The organism is Haliscomenobacter sp., from assembly GCF_965225875.1.
Taxonomy (GTDB): domain Bacteria; phylum Bacteroidota; class Bacteroidia; order Chitinophagales; family Saprospiraceae; genus Haliscomenobacter.
In genome coordinates this window covers 2,791,026-2,812,790 of sequence record NZ_CBDDBS010000003.1, presented here as the reverse complement: position 1 = coordinate 2,812,790, position 21,765 = coordinate 2,791,026, and the positions used below count along the sequence as shown (strand labels likewise).

Below are 21,765 nucleotides of genomic sequence, written 5' to 3'. Positions count from 1 at the left end.
TTATTTCGTCCAGAATTTTGGTTTGATTTTGGTTCGAAAAGCACTTTCCACACAGGCAGCACACGTCAATGGATTTGCAGTCACCGGATAGGGAGCGCAGTTCACAATTGCAGGTACAGCCGATTGGGTTCGTTCTATAAAGAAGCCGTTTTCACTTAGGGAGCTGGCCTCAAACAAACCAAAGGCCTCTTCCTCGGGATTGCTGGTGCATTTGACATTGCCCCGAATGGCTGCCGGAGCCGCATCAAAAAGGCTGCCATTATTGGAGGAGAGCTGATTCACCGCACGCCAATAATTGTAAGCTTCACGAGAGATCACCCGTTGTTGAATCTCGATGTAATAGTCCCGATTGCAGTAGGGTACATTGGTGATGGGCTGGCGGGTGATTTTTTTGCCATTCACCAGGGCATCCGATAATACATTGGTGCAATTGCGGTAACAACGAACGATGTCCCAACAAGGCTCACAACAAGTAAGACCTACCAGCGTTTCGGCACCACCACCATAAGGAACCCCTTCAAATTGGCGGCAATACACCAGTTGTTCGTAATGAACCCAGCTCCAGCGGTAATAATCTCCTTTATTGGGAGAATCTTCTGTGTCCAATAGGATGTTATAACCAATAATGGGATCGCCCAATTTGGCATCTTCCAGTTGAATGGGTTCTGGATAAACTTTGGTGATTGGAGCAATCGGTCGGATGGTTTCTGGATTGGACTCATATTTGCGTTGATCCGAAGTCAAAATGTGCAATACGTAAGTTTTACCAACCTCACCTACAAATTCACGGTTTGCGGGGAAATACCATCCCCGATTTTTTGCGTCTTCAACATAATCCTGGCGTTGACCTGCATCATCCAGCACCCATACCTTCGCAGCTGTAACCGGATAGTTGAGCGCCCGGGTATCATACCTGGCCAGGCGGGTGAGGCGTACCTCTTGTTGGCCTTTTACCGTAGTCAAATTGGCCATTACCACAATTCCATCGTCACGATCAGGTACATCCAGATCAACAGGTTGGATACAGGTAAAAAGGCTTAGCCCCAAAAACAACAGCAACAGAATATTCTGCAATTTCATGAGTTGGTTTAAAATTTAAAATTGTAAGTAAGGGATGGAAAAGCTGAGCCAAAAATGGCCAATTTGTTGGCATTGGTTTGTTGGCGCTGGTTGAGGGCGAAATAAATTGAGTAGGCATTTTTACGGCCATACAAGTTGTAGACCGACAATACCCAGGTGCCTTTCCATTTGCGGATGCGGTTGGGGTTTGGCTCAACGATCAAGGCAAGGTCCAGGCGATGATAATCGGGAATGCGTTGCAAATTCCGATTCGGATAAAGTGGAACCGTGTTGCCTGCTGCAATAAAACGGCCATAAGGATAGGTAGCCGGGCGCCCCGTGCTGTAAGTGAAATTGGCCGATAAAGTGACATTGATGGCCGTACGGTAGTTCATCATTACATTCAAAGTATGCGGCTTGTCGTAGTTGGCCGGATACCAGGCCCCGGTATAGTTGTGGATGGATTCGTAACGAGGGTCTACTTTAATTTGGGTACGGGCATAAGTATAGGTTACCCAACCCGTCAAAAAACCATTGTTTTTGCGGGCCATCAATTCCAGACCATAAGCCTTTCCTTCCCCTTGGATGATTTCCTGTTCCAGGTTTTTGGAGAAGATTAAATCTGCCAAATCACGGTAGTCTGGAAAATTTTGGGATTTGCGGTAGTACAACTCTGCGGAAGTCTCCCAGCGATTTTCCTGTAGGTTTTTGAAAAACCCTACCGATATCTGATCAGCAATTTGTGGCAAAATATTCAGGTCGCTACTGCCCCAACGCGCAGTAGGCAGGGCGGCGGTAGTGTTTGAAATCAACTGCACGTATTGCCGCATCCGGTTGTAACTGGCCTTGATGGAGGTATTGTCATTCAAGCTGTAACGCATCGAAAGCCGGGGCTCAATACCACCATAGGATTTGGATACTTTACCACTGGAAAAGACCTGCGTTTCCTCTACATTCTCGTCGATACGAATCGACTCCGGGGCATAGCGGTACACGGTATCTGCCCCCAATCGTTGAAAAAAGGAATACCGCAAGCCTGCAATGATTGAAAATTGCGTGCTGAGTTTCCATTCATTTTCCAGGTATGCCGCAGACTCACGCGCCAATTCCCGTTGAATATCGATGGCCAAAATATTGGAATAAGGCCCCGGCACCAGTCGGTTGGGGTCGATTTGGTAATTGGTGCTTTCGAGGCCAAAAGAAAGATTGTTTTTTTCTCCTGTGTGTACATAGCGCGCTTTGAGTGCTCGCAAGCGGATGCCCGAACTCAGGTCGAAGGCAATGCTGGAATCAGGAACGGTAGTATTGGCTTTGTAAATACTTTGCACTCCGGTAAGGGTAACCGAGGCATTTTTACTCACAAACCAGTTGAAGCGCAAGGTCTGATTGTAGGTCCGGTACTCATAGCGCGACGAGCTGGCATTTACATTTACCGTATTTAAAGAATCAGAAGGCAATTTAAAGGCATCAAAACTATTGTAGGAGGTGTAAGACAAGCGGGTTTTTTCACTCGGTTTGAACAGAATTTTCCCGGTCAAGTCATAAAAATTTGCCACCGTCCCTTGAATGTTATCCGGGCCAAGTTTGAATAAAAAATCATTAAATGAACCTCGCCCGGAAATTAAAATGGCCAGGCGATTTTTGATCAAAGGCATTTCCAAGCCTAAACGATTGGAAATTAAACCAATGCCACCATATAAAGTTCTTTTTTCCAGGTCTGGATCTTTTAGTCTGACATCCAATACCGAGGAAGTACGCCCCCCATATTCTGCAGAGACACCTCCCCGCGATAGGGTCACATCGCGTACTGCGTCGGGATTAAAAATGGAAAAAAAACCAAAAAGGTGAGAACTGTTGAATACCGGAGCATCGTCCATCAGTACCAGGTTTTGGTCAATACTACCTCCTCGCACATTCAATCCAGTGGCCCCTTCCCCAACCGTACTTACACCCGGTAACATTTGTAAACTGCGCACCACGTCGATTTCCCCCATGAAAGCGGGAATTTTGCGGATACTGCGGATGCTGAGTTGCGCTACGCCGGTTTCGGTGCTGCGCACATTTTCTTCTGGTTTGCTGCTGATCACCGTGACCTCTTCCAAAAACTTGGCGTCTTTGCTGAGTACCACATCCATGATGACATTTTTATCCACTTGAATGGGGATAACTTTGGCGGCATACCCCAGATAACTAATGCGGAGGGTGTAGGATCCTGGGGGAGTAGGAATACCGTAAAAGCCTTTTTTATCGGTATAGGCTCCGGCTCGACTTTCATTTAAAAATACAGCAGCTCCGCTGATGGGCTCCTGCGTGATGGAATCAATTACATTTCCATAAACGGTAAAAGATTGGGTTTTTCCGGCTTCTTGAGCATGTAAAGATGAACAAAACAGGATACTCAAACCAAGCAAGAACGATGTTGTAAATTTACGACTCATGTAGGTGGTTGTGATCAATGTGCGCTTCAAAATAGTTGCTAATCTTGTAACAGCCAAACGAATGAGCTTTTGAGTCGGTAATCAGGCAAAAAAAACAGACCAAATGGCAATATCCGAAGGTACAAGACGTTCGACTTAATTCTAAAAAAAATCCAAGCTAAGTGTAACTTTTCGTTTTTTTCTGCATTCTTAAAAAGAAAGTAGACAGAGCGACAAGTAAAAGATAGGCTATTCCGTTAAAAAAGCATTAAACTTCTCAGTCCCTAAAACCTCAATGCCCTTTTTTGTTTTTTAATTCCATGAATACCAAAAAATTAAAAGATTATGCGATGGAGTGGTAAAACGCTATTGGCGTTGGTGGCAATGTTGGCAATACCTTATTTTTGGCCAAAAAACGAATTATCCGAAAAACGCGAGTTGAAGTACCTGCCAGAAAACCTGGAGAACCCTCACTTGCGCGAGGTGGTCAACAATTTTGACCAGTTTTTTAAGAAGGCCATGGAAGGTTCCCGCACCCCAGGTGCTGCGGTGGTGATCGTGAAAGACACCTCCATTTTGTACATGCGTGGTTTTGGGGTCAAAAATTCACGGGTGCGCGACTCCGTTGACGTCAATACGGTATTCCGAATCGGTTCATTGTCCAAAGGTTTTGCTGGTGTTTTGAGTGGGATGTTGGTTGAAGATGGGCAATTTGGCTGGAACGATCGGGTGAAAAAACATTACCCGGAATTCAAACTCTCCACGCCCGACCATACCGAAAACGCTACGATTACTCATTTGCTTTCCCACACAACTGGGATGCCTTACCATACTTATTCTGATCTGGTAGAAAATGATTGGACCCTGAACAAAATTGCCGCGCGCCTGTACCGCGTGCGCCCGGCAGCGCCATTGGGCAAGTTGTACAATTACCAAAACGTCGTATTTAGCTTGATTGAAGAGGTGATGTACAACACCACCCAAAAAACGTACCAGGAACTCATACAGGAGCGAATTTTTGAACCTGCCGGAATGAGGTCTTCTTCCATTTCTTACCGGGACATGGTCAAAACCAAGGACAAATCCTTTCCCCATGATAACCTGGGCGGGCGGATGGACATTACCACCAAATACTACAACACCGCAGCAGCTGGAGGCATCAACGCGAGCATTTCTGATATGGGCAAATGGTTGCAGGTTTTGATGGGCAATCGCCCGGATATTGTCAGCAAAACTACCCTGGATCATGTGTTTACGCCAATCATTACAACCAGCAATGAGCGCCGGGTCTTCCCGCACTGGGCACCCATGCGTGACGCCTATTACGCCTTGGGTTGGCGGGTACTGGATTGTGGGGCAGATACCCTCATCTATCATGGTGGTTACGTGAATGGTTACCGCAGCGAACTCGCTTTTGACCGCAAAGAAAAAATTGGCATCTGTATTCTGTTCAATAACCCAAGCCCAATTGCCAGCTCTTGTGTTCCTTCCTTCTTTGATTTTTATCGCTTTCGCGCCGACGACATCAAGGAGTGGGAAAGCGTAGGGAAATACAAAGCTGCTTTGAGTTACCAAAGTCGATAAAGTTGAGAAGGTTGAGGAGGTTGAGAAGGTTTAGGCTACCGCAGCGATTTTGACAATGTCCTTGTCTAAGTCTCTGCGGTAGCCTAAACCTCCTCAACCTCCTCAACCTTCTCAACGAAATAACAACCTTTCTATGCACATTCGCCCAGCTCAAGCTGATGATTTAACCGGCATTACCCGCCTGTTTTTCGCCACCGTCAATAATGTCAATTCCAAAGATTACTCTGCCGAACACATCCAAGCTTGGGCCGAAGCCGCACTGGACCAGGAGTATTGGCAAAGTAAAATCGACAGCCTTTATTTTTGGGTTGCTGAAACTGAGGACAGCGAATTGTTGGGTTTTATTTCACTCACCCCTGAAGGATACCTGGATCACATTTTTGTGCACGACAAACACCAAAACGAAGGCATTGCCACAGCTCTTTTGAGCATTCTGGAGGAAAAAGCACGAGCCTTGGGCATGGCCAAAATTGACTCCGATGTCAGCATTACCGCTAAGCCTTTTTTTGACCAGCAAGGTTATGTCGTAGAAAAAGAGAACCGCAAGGAGTGGAAAGGCTTGGTATTTGTGAATTATCGGATGGTGAAGGACTTGGAGTGAATATTACTTTTATTCACTAACTTAGCGGGAAATACCTGCACTCATGAGTCAATCCTTTCGTTTTTTGGGCTTCATCAGCCTGTTGGCCATCAATTTTTCCTGCCAACCCACTACTCAATACGACCTCGTCATCCGCAATGCCACCCTCTACGACGGAAGTGGAGCGGCACCCGTTCAAGGCGATTTAGCCATTAGTGGAGACACCATTGCCGCAATGGGTTCATTCAAGGGCAAGGGTAAAACGGAAGTAGATGCAGCAGGCATGGCACTTAGCCCTGGTTTTGTCAATATGCTGAGTTGGGGTACTGAAAGTTTGTTGGTGGATGGCCGTGGCTTGAGCGACATCAAACAAGGGGTTACCCTGGAAGTAATGGGTGAAGGTTGGTCAATGGGGCCATTGAATGAACAAATGAAAAAGGATGAAGCCGGCTCCCAAGGCGACATCAAATACGACATTACCTGGACTACTCTGGGCGAATACCTGCAAACCTTGGAAAAAAAGGGTGTAGCCCCCAACGTGGCTTCTTTTTTAGGCGCAACCACCCTGCGCATCCACGAAATAGGTTATGAAGACCGCCAACCCACACCTGAGGAATTAAAAAACATGCAAATGCTGGCGCGGCAAGCGATGGAGGAAGGGGCCTTAGGCATTGGCTCATCGATGATTTATGCTCCCGCTACATATGCCTCCACTGAAGAATTGATTACCCTGAGTCGAGTGGCTTCACAATACGGCGGCATGTACATCACCCACATGCGCAGCGAAGGTAATAAATTGCTGGAAGCAGTAGATGAAGTGCTGCGCATTGCCCGCGATGCCAACATTCCTGCTGAAATCTACCACCTGAAGGCTGCTGGCAAGAACAACTGGGCCAAAATGGACAAGGTGATTGCCAAAATCGACAGTGCCCAAAAGGCCGGACTAAAAATCAGCGCCGACATGTACACTTATACCGCTGGTGCAACTGGCCTGGATGCCGCCATGCCAACCTGGGCACAGGAAGGGGGCTACGGCGAATGGGTGAAACGCCTGCAAAACCCCACTACCCGCAAGCGCATCATCGCCGAAATGAAAACCGATGCTCAGGATTGGGAGAACCTGTACTTTGCCGCAGGTTCGGCAGAAAAACTGCTGCTAGTGGGTTTTCGGGCAGATTCGCTCAAAAAATTTACAGGCAAAACCCTGGCGGAAGTCAGTAAAATTCGGGGCAAAAGCCCGGAAGAAACCGCTTGCGACCTGGTCATTCAGGATGGTAGCCGGGTGGGTACCGTTTACTTCCTGATGTCAGAAGACAATGTGAAAAAACAAATCAAATTGCCTTACGTTTCCCTTGGTTCAGATGCGGGAGCACTGGCTTCAGAGGGTGACTTCTTGAAATCGAGCACCCACCCACGGGCTTATGGCAACTTTGCGCGCTTACTGGGCAAATATGTACGGGAGGAAAAGGTGATTAGCCTGGAAGAGGCCATCCGTCGCTTGAGTGCCTTGCCTTGTGAAAACCTCAAAATCCCCAAACGGGGAAAACTGGCGCCAGGCTATTTTGCTGATGTGGTGGTATTTGATCCCAAAACCATTGCCGACAAAGCCACCTTTGACAGCCCCCACCAATATGCAGTGGGCGTCAAACATGTTTTTGTCAATGGCATTCAGGTATTGGCGAATGGAGAGCCCACGGGAAAACCAGCAGGGCGCTTTGTAAAAGGACCAGGTGCAAAGTGAAAACCAGTGCCTTGACCCATCCAAATTTTTGAACAATAGCGTACAAAACCCGTTGTTTACTCCCAGACGAGTACGTTTAGGCCTATTTTTGCTTACTAAATTGGCCTTCAAGCAATTTAATGGGCGAAGAGGCTAATAATGCGTATCTTGCACCTTTCCGAAAATGATTCCTAAATGATCGAATGGCTTATTCCGCGATTGTTGCGGTGATGAGTAAACCACTCTTTTAACCTGAATTTTTGTTTTTTACACTTTTATTCAATACTTAAACTACGATTTTAATGAGAGATTTTGCACAAATTACCATTCATGATCCGATCAGTGCGCGCAAGCCAATGAATTTTCTGGATCACTTTTGGGTAAGTCTGCTTAAAGATCCGCGCGATTTGCCCCTCATGCACCTTACACTGAGGATTTCCTTGACTTTGGTTCCTTTAACTGTTTTGTTGTACCTGACCCAAGGCTGGATTTGGGGACTGGTTTTTGTAGCCCATTTTTACCTCAACCATTTGTACTTCAAGGGGCCTTTTGGCTTGATGTTGCATTGTGCCATTCACCGGCCTTTGTTCAAAAAAGAATACGAGTTTCTGAACAACTATTTGCCCTGGTTTTTGGCGCCATTCTTCGGACACACACCCGAAACATACCGTGCGCACCACATCGGGATGCACCACGCAGAAAATAACATGGAGACGGACGGCAGTTCTACCCTGCAATACCAAAGAGATGATATGCGGGACTTTGGCAAGTACGTTGGCCGCTTCCTCTTGTTTGGGGTATACAACTTGTACCTCTATCACCGGGCAAAAAAGCGCAAGTTTTTTATGACCCGTATCATGGCAGGTGAAATTGTATTTTACGGTACAGTAATCGCTTTGTGTTTTGTCAATTTTACGGCAACCTTCTTTGCGTTCATTTTTCCCCTGTTTGTTTTCCGCATCGTTGCCATGTTGGGCAACTGGTCCCAGCACTCTTTTGTAGATGCCGAGGATCCCGAAAACCCCTACAAAAACAGTGGGACTTGTATCAACCACAAATACAACCACAAATGTTGGAATGATGGTTACCACATTAGCCACCACATCTACCCGCATTTGCATTGGACTGAACATCCGAACCACCTGATGCAAAACCATCAAGAGTATGCCGACAACAAGGCCCTGGTTTTTGAGAACCTGGATTTTCTGAGGGTTTTTATCTTGTTGATGCAAAAGAAATACGATGCTCTAGCGGATCATGTGGTGAATTTTAACGGGACGTTTAAATCGAAGGAGGAGATAGTGGAATTGTTGAAGGCGAGGACTCAGAAGATGGATGTCGCTCACGTAGTTCCAGCATAATTTCTAAGGTGCCTCTTAGGTGCCTCAGGTTTCTTAGGTGGTGAGAAAAATCCCCTCTGCGAAGCAGAATATAAATTTACCACCTAAGAAACCTGAGGCACCTAAGAGGCACCTTAGCATTACAACACCGCCGTCACCCGATACCCCGCCTTCCGCAACAAAGCCAGCACCCCATCTTTTCCCGGCAAATGCCCGGCACCTACCGCAAAAAAAGTCGGCTTTTCGGCAGCAAACAAAGCAATCTTGGGAATCCACTTGTGGTTGCGTTCATTCAACAGAACCGTACTAAAATCAATTCCACCCGACTGCGCAACAATATAGTCTAGCAAGGCATTGATGTTCTGCGATTTGTACAATTCCACCATTTTGCCAAAAATAGCTTTCTGTTTGTCGGCACCATTGAGGATTTCGCTCAGGTATTTGGCCTGTTGAGGGTAGGAGATGGTCGCCATCGCCTCGGTTTGCTCCTGAATGCTCTCCAATCCTTTCACCTCTTTTTGCGCTTCCTGAGCCATGCGAACCAGGGTCATCTCATAGGAAGCCGTTTGATTGTCCATCATTTGTTGCATTACCACCGAAGCCACCAGCATGGGTTGCCATTTATTAAACGCTTCGAGGCCAACGCCGGTACTTTTTCTGAAAATTGCATCCAGTTGTTGGTAATCTCCCTCGGAAAGTAATTTATCCAGCGTGTTGCCCTCACTCATGCTGGCGTTTTGAAGCATGTTCATGCCCATTGCGGGATCGTCCATGTCCAGTTCCAGTACAACCTGTTGGGTGCTGGCTAAAGCCAGTTTCATGGTCTCACTAAGGAAAAAATCCTTTTGAGGCAAAAGATGGATGGTGCCCAGTACATAAGAAGGTGTTTTTAGGTTTTTGCCTTCAATTTTCCACAGCAGCGAGTTCTCGCTTTTTACAGCGGCGGTTTCGCTGGTTTTACAGCCCGCAAAAAATACCAGGATCGTGCCCAGTAGCCACAATAAACTGTATAGTCTCTGATTCATTAGTCGTCGATTTTTTGCTATATCAGTCGACGGATTCAGCTGTGAATTACAATACTACCTTATTTTTTACTTTTAAATGCTCCTTTCTGCGCCAACGCTTCGATGGCCACTGCCAAGTACACCATCGGCGCATTCCAGTTGATGGCGATTTCATTGGAAGCATAAGAACAAGCATCGTCGATGAAGCACTCATCAGGCGCATTGGAAGGGTAGCCGGGGCATTTGTCTTGTTTGCCAGGGTTGGGGCCACCAGAAAGTAAGCCAGGAACGGGTTCCGCCACCCCATCTGCCTCCGACAAACGATGGTGAATGTGTCGGGGGTATTTGTGGCCAAAACCTGTCACAAAGCAATAACCTGTAGCATTGCGGCCCAACAAATAATCCAGGTTGTGCAAGGCCCCTTGTAGGTAAGCAGCTTTTTTGTTCAACCGATAGGCCTGTAACAAGACCATGGCCTGATTGGCGGCAACGGCAGAACTACCCCACACAAAATCGCTGGCGCTTTTGCCCATCACAGTATGATAAGGCCGCTGATCCAAACCCATTAAAAGGGAGTCGGCCAGTTTTTGGAGTTTTTGAATGGCCAATCGGGCCGGTTTTCGCCCCTTGGTTGGAATACCTTTTGTATTGCGTGCCAGCGCTAAAGCTGCCAAGGTAGCCACTTGATTCCAACTGGGTACACGCAATGCCTGCTTGAATTCGATCCGCGATTGATATTGTTGCTCTCCAGTGCTTAAGAAGAGCTCTGTAGCAGCCCAGAGCCACTCATCTGCAGCGGAGCGGTCGTCGTAAGCCCCGGTAACGATATCCGGTTCGAAATTTTTATTGAGATCGTTTTGTTGGTAAAGCACATTGGGGTTTTGGATGGACCAATCCCAGGCTTTACGGGCTACCTGTAGGCAAGAATCAGCCAATCCGGGCAATTGGTTTTGAAAAGGCCGCAAAACCCGGGCTGCCTGCGCCGCGACTGCCGCCAGGTTCAGTGCAGCTGTTGTCGTTTTTTTTACCACGTAACGCGGCTTGGTGGCCTCGTGGGGCATGATGCGCATGGAGTCAAAACTGGGGTTGGTCAACTTGTGGTAGACCCCACCGTCGTTGGGATCTTGCATTTTCAGCATCCAACGCAGATTCCAGAGGATCTCGTCCAGCAAATCGGGGAGCTAGTTTTGGCTTTCGGGAATACCGGTGTTGAGCTTTTGGCAGTACTCTGGGAAATCTTCATATAAGGACAGCAGGGTAGAGGTGGTGATACCCGAGTTGACCACGTATTTGTTGTAGTCGCCTGCATCGTACCAACCACCCGGGGCTGAAATTTCAAACCCGGCAGGCCGGGCTGTTGATGCCGCCGAAGGATGCACTAAAACCTTATCGTCGGGATGGCCAAAGGGGCGAGCCCAGACACCTGCATAGGCAACAGGCAAAGCAGTTGACATGCGTTGGAAATAATAACTTTTGAGCACTCCCTTTGCTAAATCCTGCTGCACTGCTGCTGCAATGGAAAAAGTAAAGGAGTGGGTTCCATCGGCCAGGTGGAGTTGAAATTTACCCGGTTTTTGCAGGCTGCTGAAGTCCGCAATTTGGCTGCTTTTCCCAGAGAGGGGATTGGGGCGTGAGGCACCGAGTTGGCCTCGAAAGACGGTGTCTCCTTTTGCCAGATCGAGGATAAAAAAACGGGTATTGGAAATGCTGGGGGCAATTACGGCTATTTTGGGAGCGGAGGGGTAAAAGCCGATTTGGTTGAGGTGGATAGACTGAGTTTGGCCCTTGCAAAACAGTGTGCATATTAGTGCGATTGCCAGGCTGTACGATCTTGCTTGCATGATGTGCTTTTTTGTTGTGATGAGGTGAAGATAAGCGCTTTGCCCAAAGCATAAAAGGCAGGAATTTCCACAGAACATTTATCCCCCCAAATTTGTATAAAATACCACCAAAATAAAGTGCAATATGTCCAATATCCTCCGCATCCGACCACTCGGCTTCCCCTGGGAAACCCGCGATCCCTTCCTCTTCTGCGTGCACCACGAAGACTTTTACCCCCATGGCAACGCCCAAATGGGGCCAGCTACATCTCTCAGCGGCCGTAACCTAGGCAACGATTTTACGATCAAAGACGGTTGGCGCATGTACCACGGGCGAAGCGTGCCTGGCTTTCCAGCTCATCCCCACCGAGGCTTTGAAACGGTGACCATCGTGCGCAAAGGTTTTGTGGATCATTCCGATTCCCTGGGCGCCACCGCCCGCTTTGGCAATGGCGATGTGCAATGGATGACCGCAGGCCGAGGTGTGCAGCACTCCGAGATGTTCCCACTACTCAAAGAAGACCAGGACAACCCCTTTGAACTCTTCCAAATTTGGCTCAACCTGCCCGCCAAGCACAAACTGGTAGAGCCCCACTTTGGTATGCTTTGGTCGCACACCATCCCACAAGTGGAAAATGTGGATGAGCAAGGCAAAAAGACCTGGCTGCGGGTTGTAGCGGGTACCTTGTCCGATGTACAAGCTCCTGCTCCTCCTCCTCATTCCTGGGCTGCTGATGCTGCCAATGAGGTGGCCATCTGGACCCTCAAACTGGAGCCAGGCGCCCAATACACTTTGCCCGCTGCTAATGCGGGGCTGAATCGATCACTCTATTTTTTCAAGGGAGATACTTTGCAATTGGATGGCCAAAAAGTAGGGTTAAAAAACGCCATAGAGGTACGTTCAGATGCGGAAATCCTGCTGGAAAATGGCAATACCGAGTCAGAATTGCTGTTGCTACAAGGTCGCCCTATCAACGAACCAGTGGCCCAATACGGCCCCTTCGTGATGAATACCCAGGCGGAATTGCATCAGGCAGTGAATGATTACCAACGCACGGAATTTGGCGGTTGGCCCTGGCCGAGCGCCGATCATGTACATGCGCGGGAAACCGGACGATTTGCGGTGCATGCGGATGGACGAGAGGAGCACATGTAATTCTTCGCTGGTATAAATTAATGCAGCACACCAAAAAAGGAGGCTTGTTCATCTAAGGGTTTGTTCATCACACTAACCTACACTCAATGCAACAAGTCTCCTTTTTTCAAAAACTCCTGACCTGCTTTTTAACTGGTTTGGTCCTCAGCGCCGTTTTTTTGGTACTGGGTAGAACATTGCCTGGCTCCTGGGTAATCCCTGAAGTGGTCTTTGGCCTTTGTGGGCTCAGTTTGTTGTTAGGGCTGGTATATCCATTTATCTGGCAGCGCAAGGGGCGTAAATTCCCTGAATCCGTCGGTGCCGAACTGGCACTTTGGCAAGGCATAATCCGCTACGGGTTAGCTTTTAATATTTCCATTTTTGGCTTTAAAAAAATCTTTGGACAACAGTTCATCGTGCCCTATTTTATGTACGATGAAAAGCTGAGCGCACTTTCCGGAGAGTGGCTGACCTGGCACTATTTTGGGTTTTCTTATCCTTTTGGTTTGATTGTAGCTGCCTTTCAAATTGGGGGCTCTGTGTTGCTGCTCTTTTCCCGAACTCGTTTGTTGGGGGTAACCCTGCTATTGCCCGTGTTGCTCAATATCCTGTTCATCAATGTGTTTTATGGACTTAATCCCGGGGCCACCATGCAGTCGATTATCCTGTCTTTGGGGCTACTATATTTGTTGCTGTTGGATTATCGGCGCTTGTTGCAGTTTTTTCTCCCTGCTAGTGGAGCATCGGGACGGCCAGTATTAAGTGTAGCCTTCCGCAACAATGGCCTCCGCTTTCTGATGATTTTTATCCCTTTTGCCCTCACTTTTGCTGCATATTATACCGATGCACGGTCTCCAAACATTAGGGGGACTTATTTATTGAAAAGTACTCCAAGCTCAGATTCAACCAATGCTGATGGCGGACTGACCAAGATCTATTTTGAACGTGATGGCCTTTGTTGCTTTGTGTTTGGCACCAATGATAAAGAAAATTGTCGGTATACTTACAACGGGAAAAATCATGCAATTTCGATCCAATTCGAGGGTTCTTACAATGGATATGGTAATATTACCGGACAAGCTTTTCCGAGTGAAGACGGACGAAGTTTACATTTGGTAGGGCGTTTGGCAGGGGAGCGGCTAGACCTAGACTTATCGAAAGTGCACTAGTCTGGTTTTGTTTTTCCTTGGCTTATTTTTACCTTACTTGATGAATAGATTTCATGAAGTAAGGTAAAGATATGCTGAGCATGCGTAAAAAAATCTTTCTGGTTGTCCTGTCTTTTGCGCCTATTTTTCTGCTTGCACAAGGCCACTCAAACCAGGAGCAGGGGCAGAGCTTACAAGTCTTTTACAATTTATGGATGCTGTTTACTGGCGGGATTTTTTCCCTGGTGTTTTATCTGTTGTGGCAAATGAAACGGAAAGAGCATGCTCCACAGGACAAAATCGAAGGAATATTGTGGTTTTCCAAGGCCTTGTTGATTTGGAGTATTTCCGGTTTATCCGGATTGTTAGCCTTGCATTATCAACTGCCGAATTGGATCAACTTGTTTACCAGCGCCCTGTCTACCATCAATTCGGTGTTTATTTTGTTCATCATTCCGAGTATTGAAATCAAGCCAGATGCTTCGCGGTTTTTAAAAGAAATCATTTCCCTGGCAAGGAATAAGCTGGGGGTCTTGTTCATGGGTCTTGGGTCGATAGCAGCCACTTTTTTTGTGTTTTGGTTGTACACCAGTTTGGGCATTGCCGCTACCGACCTGCGCTGGCACTGGTTGTATGGGCCAGATATCCTGTTTTCTATTTTTACCATTTTGTCCTTACTGTTAGTGTTTAAAGAAGCCTTTAGTGACCAAAAACGGCATGTGTCGCTGATGGTTTGGGTGGTTTACATCACGCTGTTGATCACATTGTTGGCAGAAGTGGGGTTGACGATTCCTGCCTGGGCTGGTTTTCCGCTGGAAAAAATGGATGAGTACTTGATTTTTTATACCCTTGTGGCTACTTCTTTTAAATCACTGCTCATCATATTATTTGCCATTCTGCTGTACAGCTACGAGCTTAAAAATGCCGAAGATCTGAAGGAAGCAGCACTGCTTTCCGACGAAGAGATTAAAGAAAAATGGAATCTTGAATTGAAAGAAATTCTGGTCTTGCGTTACCTCGCTGCGGGCAAAACCAGAACGGCGATTGGCGACATGCGGGAGCTTTTTCCCAACCCAAGGTCGGAGCGTCGGAAAACCGTAGACGACCTGCTCACCAAAATTGCCCTGAAGTTGGGTTTGCGCAACGACATTGCCCTGATTTTGCTTTTTGCCCTGCACAACAAGATCGTACCCTACCTCCATCCCTCCGAAAGTAATCTTTCTGGGAATTCTTCTGGGGAAAATCCAGCCCCGGAATAAGCCGTTTCGGCAACTTTCCTGAGTGAAGAAATGAATTTTTGTACGCTCCTTTGCCATACACTGCTGGAAGCTTTCCCAGACGGTTATACTACTCTTTTTTCTTCACCATGGAAACTAAAGCACATGAATCTTTTTGTGAAAAAGCCTTTGTCGGATATGCTACAAGAAGCCGATGAAGAGGGGCAAAGCACTTTAAAACGGCATCTCAACGGCACCAGCCTGATTATGCTCGGTGTGGGCGCTACCATCGGAGCGGGTATTTTTTTGTTGACTGCCCGAGCCATCGCCATGAATGCCGGGCCGGGAGTCACCTTATCTTTTGTAGTAGCAGGATTGGGTTGTGCCTTTGCAGGATTGTGTTATGCCGAATTCGCGGCCATGGTTCCCGTCAGTGGCAGTGCTTATACCTATTCCTACGGAACGATGGGACAGTTGGTGGCCTGGATCATCGGTTGGGATTTGGTACTTGAATATGCCCTGGGGGCAGCCACGGTCAGCATTGGCTGGTCCGAATATTTGAATGAATTCATCAAAAAGTTCATCGGGGAAAACTGGATGATCCCACAGGCCTGGTGCCATTCGCCTTTTGATTTGGCTGAACCGGGCATAATGAACGTACCTGCCTTGGTCGTTTTGTTGCTGATGACGATGTTGCTGATTCGGGGCATCCGGGAATCGGCGCTGGTCAACGGGATCATTGTTTTTGTCAAAGTAGCCATCGTACTGCTTTTTATCGGCTTGGGCTGGCAATTCATGCAGCCTGAAAATCACCAGATCCCCGAAGGAGCGAAAATTTTACTCAAAACCAGCACTGGCGTGGAATCAAAGGCTTTTGGTGGCTGGGGCGGCATGTGGAGTGCTGCCGGGATTGTTTTTTTTGCCTTTCTGGGCTTCGACGCGGTATCTACTGCTGCTCGGGAAACCAAAAATCCGAAGCGCAATGTGCCGATTGGGATTCTGGGCTCTTTGGTCATTTGTACCACCTTGTACATCCTGTTCAGTTATGTACTTACCGGGATTGCCCCCTATACGGCTTTGCAGCAAAAAGTACCTGGGACTGAAGTGGTCAGCGGGGTGATTTCACCCGCCTTGCCCATCATCATCGATCAGTACATGCATGGCTATGGTTGGCTTTCAGGCTTCATTACGGTGGCGGTTTTATTCGGATTTACATCGGTTATCCTGGTCAATTTGATGGCGCAAAGCCGGGTTTTTATATCCATGTCGCGGGATGGCCTGATTCCCAAAGTGTTTTCCGACATCCATCCACGTTTCAGTACGCCTGCCAAATCGAACCTGATTCTGTTTGTGTTTACGGGAATATTTGCTGCCTTTGTCCCAAGGGATACGGTGGGTGAAATGACCAGCATTGGTACTTTGTTTGCCTTTATTCTGGTTTGTGTAGGGATTTTGGTGATGCGGCGCAGCAATCCCGATACTCCACGGCCCTTCAAAACGCCACTGGTTCCACTGGTGCCAATTTTGGGGATTTTGTTTTGTGGGGCTATGATGCTCAACCTGGGGGTCGACAATTGGATTCGTTTGGTGGTTTGGTTGTTGATTGGGCTGGTGATTTATTTTGGGTATAGCCGGAAGTTTGCGAAGATTAAGAGTTGATTGCAACGCAGTCCTCATTTTTATTGTCAACCGTACAATTAAAATAGATCCATCAAATATGCAACGGAACCACTACCTGCCAGCAACAAATTATTTGCAAAATGTCATGAGTCTAATCTGGCAGGTAGATGGATTCCTCAAATTGCCTTAACTTGTTTGAGAAAAGGGGTTGTGTATGCATGATTTATCTTTAGCCTGATAGAAACATGAATTATTTGTTACAGTCATGACTTTTTTAGCTTACTTCTAAACTCTTCATGTACTCTGGGCTCTTAACTCATCCCATAACGAGTAACTCATCAATATTCGGATGGCGATTTGCCATAACGCTTCTTGTATAACCTGGCAAAGTAGGAAGGGGTTTTGATCCCCACCGCATAACTCACCTCCGCTACTGATGCAAATACCTTATTCTCCAGCAGCAGCTTGGCCTTTGCTAGCCTTACCTCAAGCAAGTATTGTTTTGGACTCCAACCAGTGTGCTCCCGAATGCGGTCTCTAAGGGTCCGCTCCGATACTGCCATCTGATAGGCCAAATCAGTGATCTTGAGCTCACTGCTGGTCAAATGCTCGTTCACTAGGGCTTCCAGCTTTTGCCACCACTGATTCACACGGTTGATTGATTTGGCTGCTTCAACTTGCTCTAGGGCCCCATCTACTGTTGTGTTGGGGGGAGAGTTGCGTCGCAATTGCTGGTTAATCAGTAGATTGTGTACCCGTGCCAACAATTCCACCCGTTCAAAGGGTTTGGTCAAGTATCTATCCACCCCCAATCTCAAGGCTCGCATCTGATCTTGTGATTCTGCCCGTACAGTAAGGATCAGAAATGGGATCATCTGCATTGATTTATTTTGTCTTACATTTTGTAAAAGCTCGAATCCATTCATCTTCGGCATCATCACGTCGGATATGATCAGGTCAAACCGCCCTTCTTTTAGGCGTTCCAGTGCTTCCACACCATCCTGTGCCTCAACGATCTCGTAATACGGAGACAAAAAGGAATGCAGGTATTGACGCACTTCGGCGATGTCTTCTACCAACAGGATTTTACTGCCCTCAAGGTATACTGTTGCTTCCAGCCTGAGTTCCTCCTCTACCTTCTCTGCTTCTGCGTTGGTATGAGCCTCAATGGCTTTCTTTTCCACCACCTTGTAGGGCACTACCAAATAGGCCTTGGTGCCTTCGCCTACTTTACCGCTTAGCTCCAGAATTCCCCCCATCGCTTCGACCAGTTCTTGGGTGATCGCCAGTCCAATTCCAAATCCTAATGCGTTAGTTTCTTTGCTGTTCTTGGCTTGGCTGTACCACTGTCCGATATTCTCAAGCTCTTCGTTGGCAATACTTAAACCCGTATCGATTACCTCTATGTGCAAGCTGTAGTTTTTTATCTGAACGTTCAAGTTGACGGCGTTGCCATCCCGGCAGTACTTGAGGGCATTGGTGATCAGATTGTTTAGGATTTTTTGTAGTTTACTTTCGTCTAGCAGCATTGGCTTTTGTGCCATTTCGCCCAATTCCATATTCAGCTTGTATTCGATGTTTTTGTTTGCGGCCCAGGTATGAAAGGACAAAGAGGCGGACTGAATAAAGTCTTTAAAATCAATAATCTGTTCATTTAATAGAGTTGATTCTTCCTGCCGGGCTAGTTGTATGATCTCGTTTGCGAGTAGTATTAGTTGTTCGATGTTGTTTTTGATATTGTCCATTTGTTCCCTGCCTGTAGTGGAAAGCTGCTCGTCTTGACTCAAAGCTTTGATCGACCAGTTGATCAGCGTCAAGGGCGTCCTGAGTTCGTGGTTGATGTCTACAAATAGTTTTGTCCTGTAGCGCTCTACTTGCTCTATTTTGTGAGCTTGCTGCATTACCGTTTCGGTTTTAGCCACCAGTTCCGCCGTCTTTTCTTCTACTTTCTGTTGTATGTGGAGGTTTTGATGCTGCAATAGTAGGCTGCGCATCCGGGCTATCCAAAAACCAACAACTACAATTAAGATGAGCATCAAACCCAAAAACCACAGGGGTTTGTAAAACGCCCACATCACTAGTACCTCTAGTTTTAAGGGTTTTATCTCGTCCAGGATGTTCCCTTTTATTACTGTACCGTGTTCCAAGCTCGTTCGCCCATGGGGCAAAGTCTCGTTACTAGTCCATTGGTTGACCACTATTTGCACTGCACCGTGTTTCCAAAACCATTGCTGCTGTGCCAGTACCTTTTCGGTGTTTCCCAAGCTCAAAACCCAGCTCAAAACCACCGGCCAACATACCATCTTCTTCATTGTTCAAACCAATTTTTTCGTTCGTTTTAAATGAAAGAAATGCTTGAGTTGGGGACAGTATAGTAGTTAGGACTGCAATTTGCCGAATATTACTCAATTTTTGCCGATTTGTTTTTTGTGAGCGCTCTATCATTGCATTATTAAATTCTACGCTTACCGTTTATAAATCTTCTAACTAGCTCCATCTCTATATGGCTTGAGCGAATTTTGGTATGCTCTTCCATCATAGGGAAAAGTAAAATCAACCTAACATATGAAAAAGTTAAACCAATCCAAACTTGCGGAACTTCAAAAACCAGGCGGTGCAAAATTTCATCAACTATCATTTTTTACTGTAAACATGAACGCTGCCTTGCACCCGATTAGTCCTGCTACCTTGTAGGTGGTGCACTTTATATTACAGTGCTTAGGGAGGGAACCTTTGTGTTTATTTTTGAAGGCTTTCATTTTTTGACCACAACATGTTGGAAAAATTGTTTATTCCTTAACAAGAACGCTCATACTCATGATGAACTTTCCTATTTACAAGTCATCTAACCTCACGCAGCCTCTTCCCAGGCAGTGCGTGACCTTGGCAGCGGAAGTTGTCTTTGGCAACCCCCAGGCCGCTTGCACGGGCAATGGCCTCTGCCGAATTATTGTATTGCCTCAAACCCTCACTAGCCATTGCCCCCTCCAACTCAAAGGCCTACTCATCTTTGATCCAGCACTTCAGTGTTGGGGCCTTTGCTTTTCTACTTCATTCATCTCTCAAAAACTTTGGGATACCTGCTTCGCCCATGGCCACTTTGAGCTACCTCAGCCATTTATGGCTACCCTTCCTCCTGTTCCTAACCATGATTTACCTCCATTGACCATTTTAGAAGGAACTTATCCTTTAAACGTGTACAAAGGTTTTATGTTCATTTGGTTTCATTGATCAAAATCCAACACTGTATGCAAGACCTTATCGAATTGATTCAGGTGGTTTCTCATGAAAAATTGGAGGCCATTCGCCGCAATAAAGGCTGGAGTAATAAAAAATCCAAACTAATGGAGTTCTACAATAAAATCGCTGATGGGGACTTCCCTGACGACGACACTGCAGCTAGAGAACTCTACAATGCGGACAAACAAGCACCTGCTTACAAGAAATTGCGTAAAACCTTGAAGGACGAACTCATCAGTGCCCTCTTCCTGATCGACCTCAAACAGCCTTCTTTCACCGATCGCCAATTGGCGTATTATGGATGCCATAAGGAATGGGCTGCTGCCAAAATCTTGTTCGCCAAAAATGCCCGCCATGTCGCGGTTGGTATCGCTACTAAATTGCTCAAATTTGCCCGCAAATACGAATTTACCGAACTGATCATCGACATTTGTCACTTACTGCGCATCTACCATGGTACCAACGACGGCAACATTCAACGCTTTCAGCAGTACAACCTGGAACTTAAAAATGCTCAAAAAAATGCAGGTATCGAAAGTCGGGCAATTGAGCTTTACCTTGAACTAAGTATCCACTCTATCCACAGCAAGGCGAGTAAAGAGACTTTTCTCGAGCAGGCTAAGGCCTATTTTGAAGAACTAAAACCTGCCCTGCAACAAAACTCATCCTACCTCTTACATCTCTATGGCCGCCTCCTCGAGGCCTACATCTTTGCTTGTGTGAATGATCATGCCCAGGTCATTGAAGTGGCCCAACGTGCCATTGCTTTTTTTAAAACTAAAGATTACACGGCATCGGTGCCCCTGCTTGCTTTTCACTACCAAATCGCAGTCAGTGCTTGTCAACAGAATAATCTTCCACTGGCACAAGAATCACTCCAACAATGCTTCCTTTATGCACAGGAGGAATCTTACAATTGGTACAAACTGCAGGAGTTGTTGTGCATAGTCAATATGCACCAGCATCAACCCTTTCAGGTGTTTAATCAATGGAAAAATATCCGCAATAGCTTCAATTATGAACACCTTCCTGCTCATCTGCAGGAGTTCTGGAGAATTGTCGAGGCTTACCTGGTTTTGTTGGGCCGACTCAATCAATTGCCCGATCAACTGATTACCAAAAATGAGCACTTGGCCCATTTCAAAATAGGCCGCTTTGTCAATGATGTTCCCCTGTCGTCTAAAGACAAAAAAGGACTCAATATACATGTCCTTATCCTCGAAATGATGTTCAATCTCGTTAATCTGGATTTCGATCACTTGAGCAACCGCATTGACGCCATCAATAAGTACCGAAACCGCTACCTCCAAAGTAGTGACTTGCAGCGTAGTGACTGCTTTTTTCGCTTTTTGTTGTCGTTGCCTAAAATCATTTTTGATCGTACCGCCTTACTCCGCAAACAAAGGGAAACCATCGCTAAACTTTCCCTCATGCCTCATGCTTACTCTACTCAAAGTGCGGAAATGGAAATTGTACCTTATGAGACCTTGGCCGTCCATCTTATTCATACTTTGTCCCATGCTTCGTCTAACTAAGATGCTAAATTTAAGCTTTTCGGGTAGGGCTACAAACGCTAACTCAACTCCAAAAAGAACAAAACACCCCACATAAAGACTTATCTCTGAATTTTTAAGATTCTTATTTTTTATCATTTTTGTTGTGTTTTCGGGAAATGTTGTGAGGTGCATATCGTGCACCTTTTTTAGGAACTTTCGTTTGTTTTAGTATCTGTTTCCTGTTTTTTGTCCTGGATTAATCCGATTGCAGCCAGTAATTTTGTTCCACGGAAGAATGACGGTCTTTCTGGAACCAATTCTCTCCTTTCCCAGGATTAACTCTATCCTATAAGATACTTCTTTGTGTAAGTAATCTTTGCCTTTA

At 46.5% G+C, this 21,765-nt stretch carries 15 protein-coding genes and 1 pseudogene; 11 read left to right on the top strand and 5 right to left on the bottom strand.

What is annotated here, in order from left to right:
• Nucleotides 1–1,080, bottom strand: coding sequence for a DUF4249 domain-containing protein (locus ACO08K_RS31235; protein ID WP_421800430.1), 1,080 nt, complete (start codon nt 1,078–1,080; stop codon nt 1–3).
• Nucleotides 1,081–1,088: 8 nt separating this feature from the next.
• On the bottom strand, nt 1,089–3,497 hold the full coding sequence (locus tag ACO08K_RS31230) for a TonB-dependent receptor (protein ID WP_421800429.1): 2,409 nt from the start codon (nt 3,495–3,497) through the stop codon (nt 1,089–1,091).
• Nucleotides 3,498–3,821: 324 nt separating this feature from the next.
• Here ACO08K_RS31230 and ACO08K_RS31225 point away from each other — a divergent pair, with 324 nt between their 5' ends.
• The 4 genes from ACO08K_RS31225 to ACO08K_RS31210 all read left to right on the top strand — a co-directional run bounded on the left by ACO08K_RS31225 (nt 3,822) and on the right by ACO08K_RS31210 (nt 8,721).
• Nucleotides 3,822–5,060, top strand: a complete 1,239-nt coding sequence (locus tag ACO08K_RS31225; RefSeq protein WP_421800428.1) for a serine hydrolase domain-containing protein — start codon at nt 3,822–3,824, stop codon at nt 5,058–5,060.
• 133 nt (nt 5,061–5,193) lie between these two features.
• A complete protein-coding gene (locus ACO08K_RS31220) occupies nt 5,194–5,661 on the top strand; it encodes a GNAT family N-acetyltransferase (RefSeq protein WP_421800427.1) in 468 nt (155 codons plus the stop codon).
• 43 nt (nt 5,662–5,704) lie between these two features.
• On the top strand, nt 5,705–7,381 hold the full coding sequence (locus ACO08K_RS31215; protein ID WP_421800426.1) for an N-acyl-D-amino-acid deacylase family protein: 1,677 nt from the start codon (nt 5,705–5,707) through the stop codon (nt 7,379–7,381).
• Between the two features lie 281 nt (nt 7,382–7,662).
• Nucleotides 7,663–8,721: a fatty acid desaturase family protein gene (locus ACO08K_RS31210; RefSeq protein WP_421800425.1), complete on the top strand. Its 1,059-nt coding sequence runs from the start codon at nt 7,663–7,665 to the stop codon at nt 8,719–8,721.
• A 119-nt stretch (nt 8,722–8,840) separates the two neighbouring features.
• Here the strand turns inward: ACO08K_RS31210 and ACO08K_RS31205 are convergent, their stop codons facing one another.
• A complete protein-coding gene (locus ACO08K_RS31205; protein ID WP_421800424.1) occupies nt 8,841–9,725 on the bottom strand; it encodes a TraB/GumN family protein in 885 nt (294 codons plus the stop codon).
• A gap of 59 nt (nt 9,726–9,784) precedes the next feature.
• Nucleotides 9,785–11,545, bottom strand: a pseudogene (locus ACO08K_RS31200) (glycoside hydrolase family 9 protein).
• A 124-nt stretch (nt 11,546–11,669) separates the two neighbouring features.
• Between ACO08K_RS31200 and ACO08K_RS31195 the strand changes: the two are divergent.
• The 4 genes from ACO08K_RS31195 (at nt 11,670) to ACO08K_RS31180 (ending at nt 16,683) form a co-directional block, all read left to right on the top strand.
• Nucleotides 11,670–12,680: a pirin family protein gene (locus tag ACO08K_RS31195; RefSeq protein WP_421800423.1), complete on the top strand. Its 1,011-nt coding sequence runs from the start codon at nt 11,670–11,672 to the stop codon at nt 12,678–12,680.
• A gap of 86 nt (nt 12,681–12,766) precedes the next feature.
• On the top strand, nt 12,767–13,828 hold the full coding sequence (locus ACO08K_RS31190) for a hypothetical protein (RefSeq protein WP_421800422.1): 1,062 nt from the start codon (nt 12,767–12,769) through the stop codon (nt 13,826–13,828).
• 80 nt (nt 13,829–13,908) lie between these two features.
• Nucleotides 13,909–15,066, top strand: coding sequence for a hypothetical protein (locus ACO08K_RS31185; RefSeq protein WP_421800421.1), 1,158 nt, complete (start codon nt 13,909–13,911; stop codon nt 15,064–15,066).
• Between the two features lie 123 nt (nt 15,067–15,189).
• Complete coding sequence (locus tag ACO08K_RS31180; protein WP_421800420.1) at nt 15,190–16,683, top strand: amino acid permease; 1,494 nt, start codon at nt 15,190–15,192, stop codon at nt 16,681–16,683.
• A 299-nt stretch (nt 16,684–16,982) separates the two neighbouring features.
• Here the strand turns inward: ACO08K_RS31180 and ACO08K_RS31175 are convergent, their stop codons facing one another.
• Nucleotides 16,983–18,956 carry a response regulator gene (locus ACO08K_RS31175; RefSeq protein WP_421800419.1) on the bottom strand — a complete coding sequence of 658 codons (1,974 nt, stop codon included), beginning with the start codon at nt 18,954–18,956 and terminating at the stop codon, nt 16,983–16,985.
• A 253-nt stretch (nt 18,957–19,209) separates the two neighbouring features.
• On the opposite strand from ACO08K_RS31175, the gene ACO08K_RS31170 reads away from it, so the two are divergent.
• From ACO08K_RS31170 to ACO08K_RS31160, 3 genes are all read left to right on the top strand, one after another.
• Nucleotides 19,210–19,338, top strand: coding sequence for a hypothetical protein (locus ACO08K_RS31170; protein ID WP_421800418.1), 129 nt, complete (start codon nt 19,210–19,212; stop codon nt 19,336–19,338).
• A gap of 123 nt (nt 19,339–19,461) precedes the next feature.
• Complete coding sequence (locus ACO08K_RS31165; protein WP_421800417.1) at nt 19,462–19,875, top strand: hypothetical protein; 414 nt, start codon at nt 19,462–19,464, stop codon at nt 19,873–19,875.
• A gap of 17 nt (nt 19,876–19,892) precedes the next feature.
• Nucleotides 19,893–21,419: a hypothetical protein gene (locus tag ACO08K_RS31160; RefSeq protein ID WP_421800416.1), complete on the top strand. Its 1,527-nt coding sequence runs from the start codon at nt 19,893–19,895 to the stop codon at nt 21,417–21,419.
• Nucleotides 21,420–21,765 lie beyond the last annotated feature (346 nt).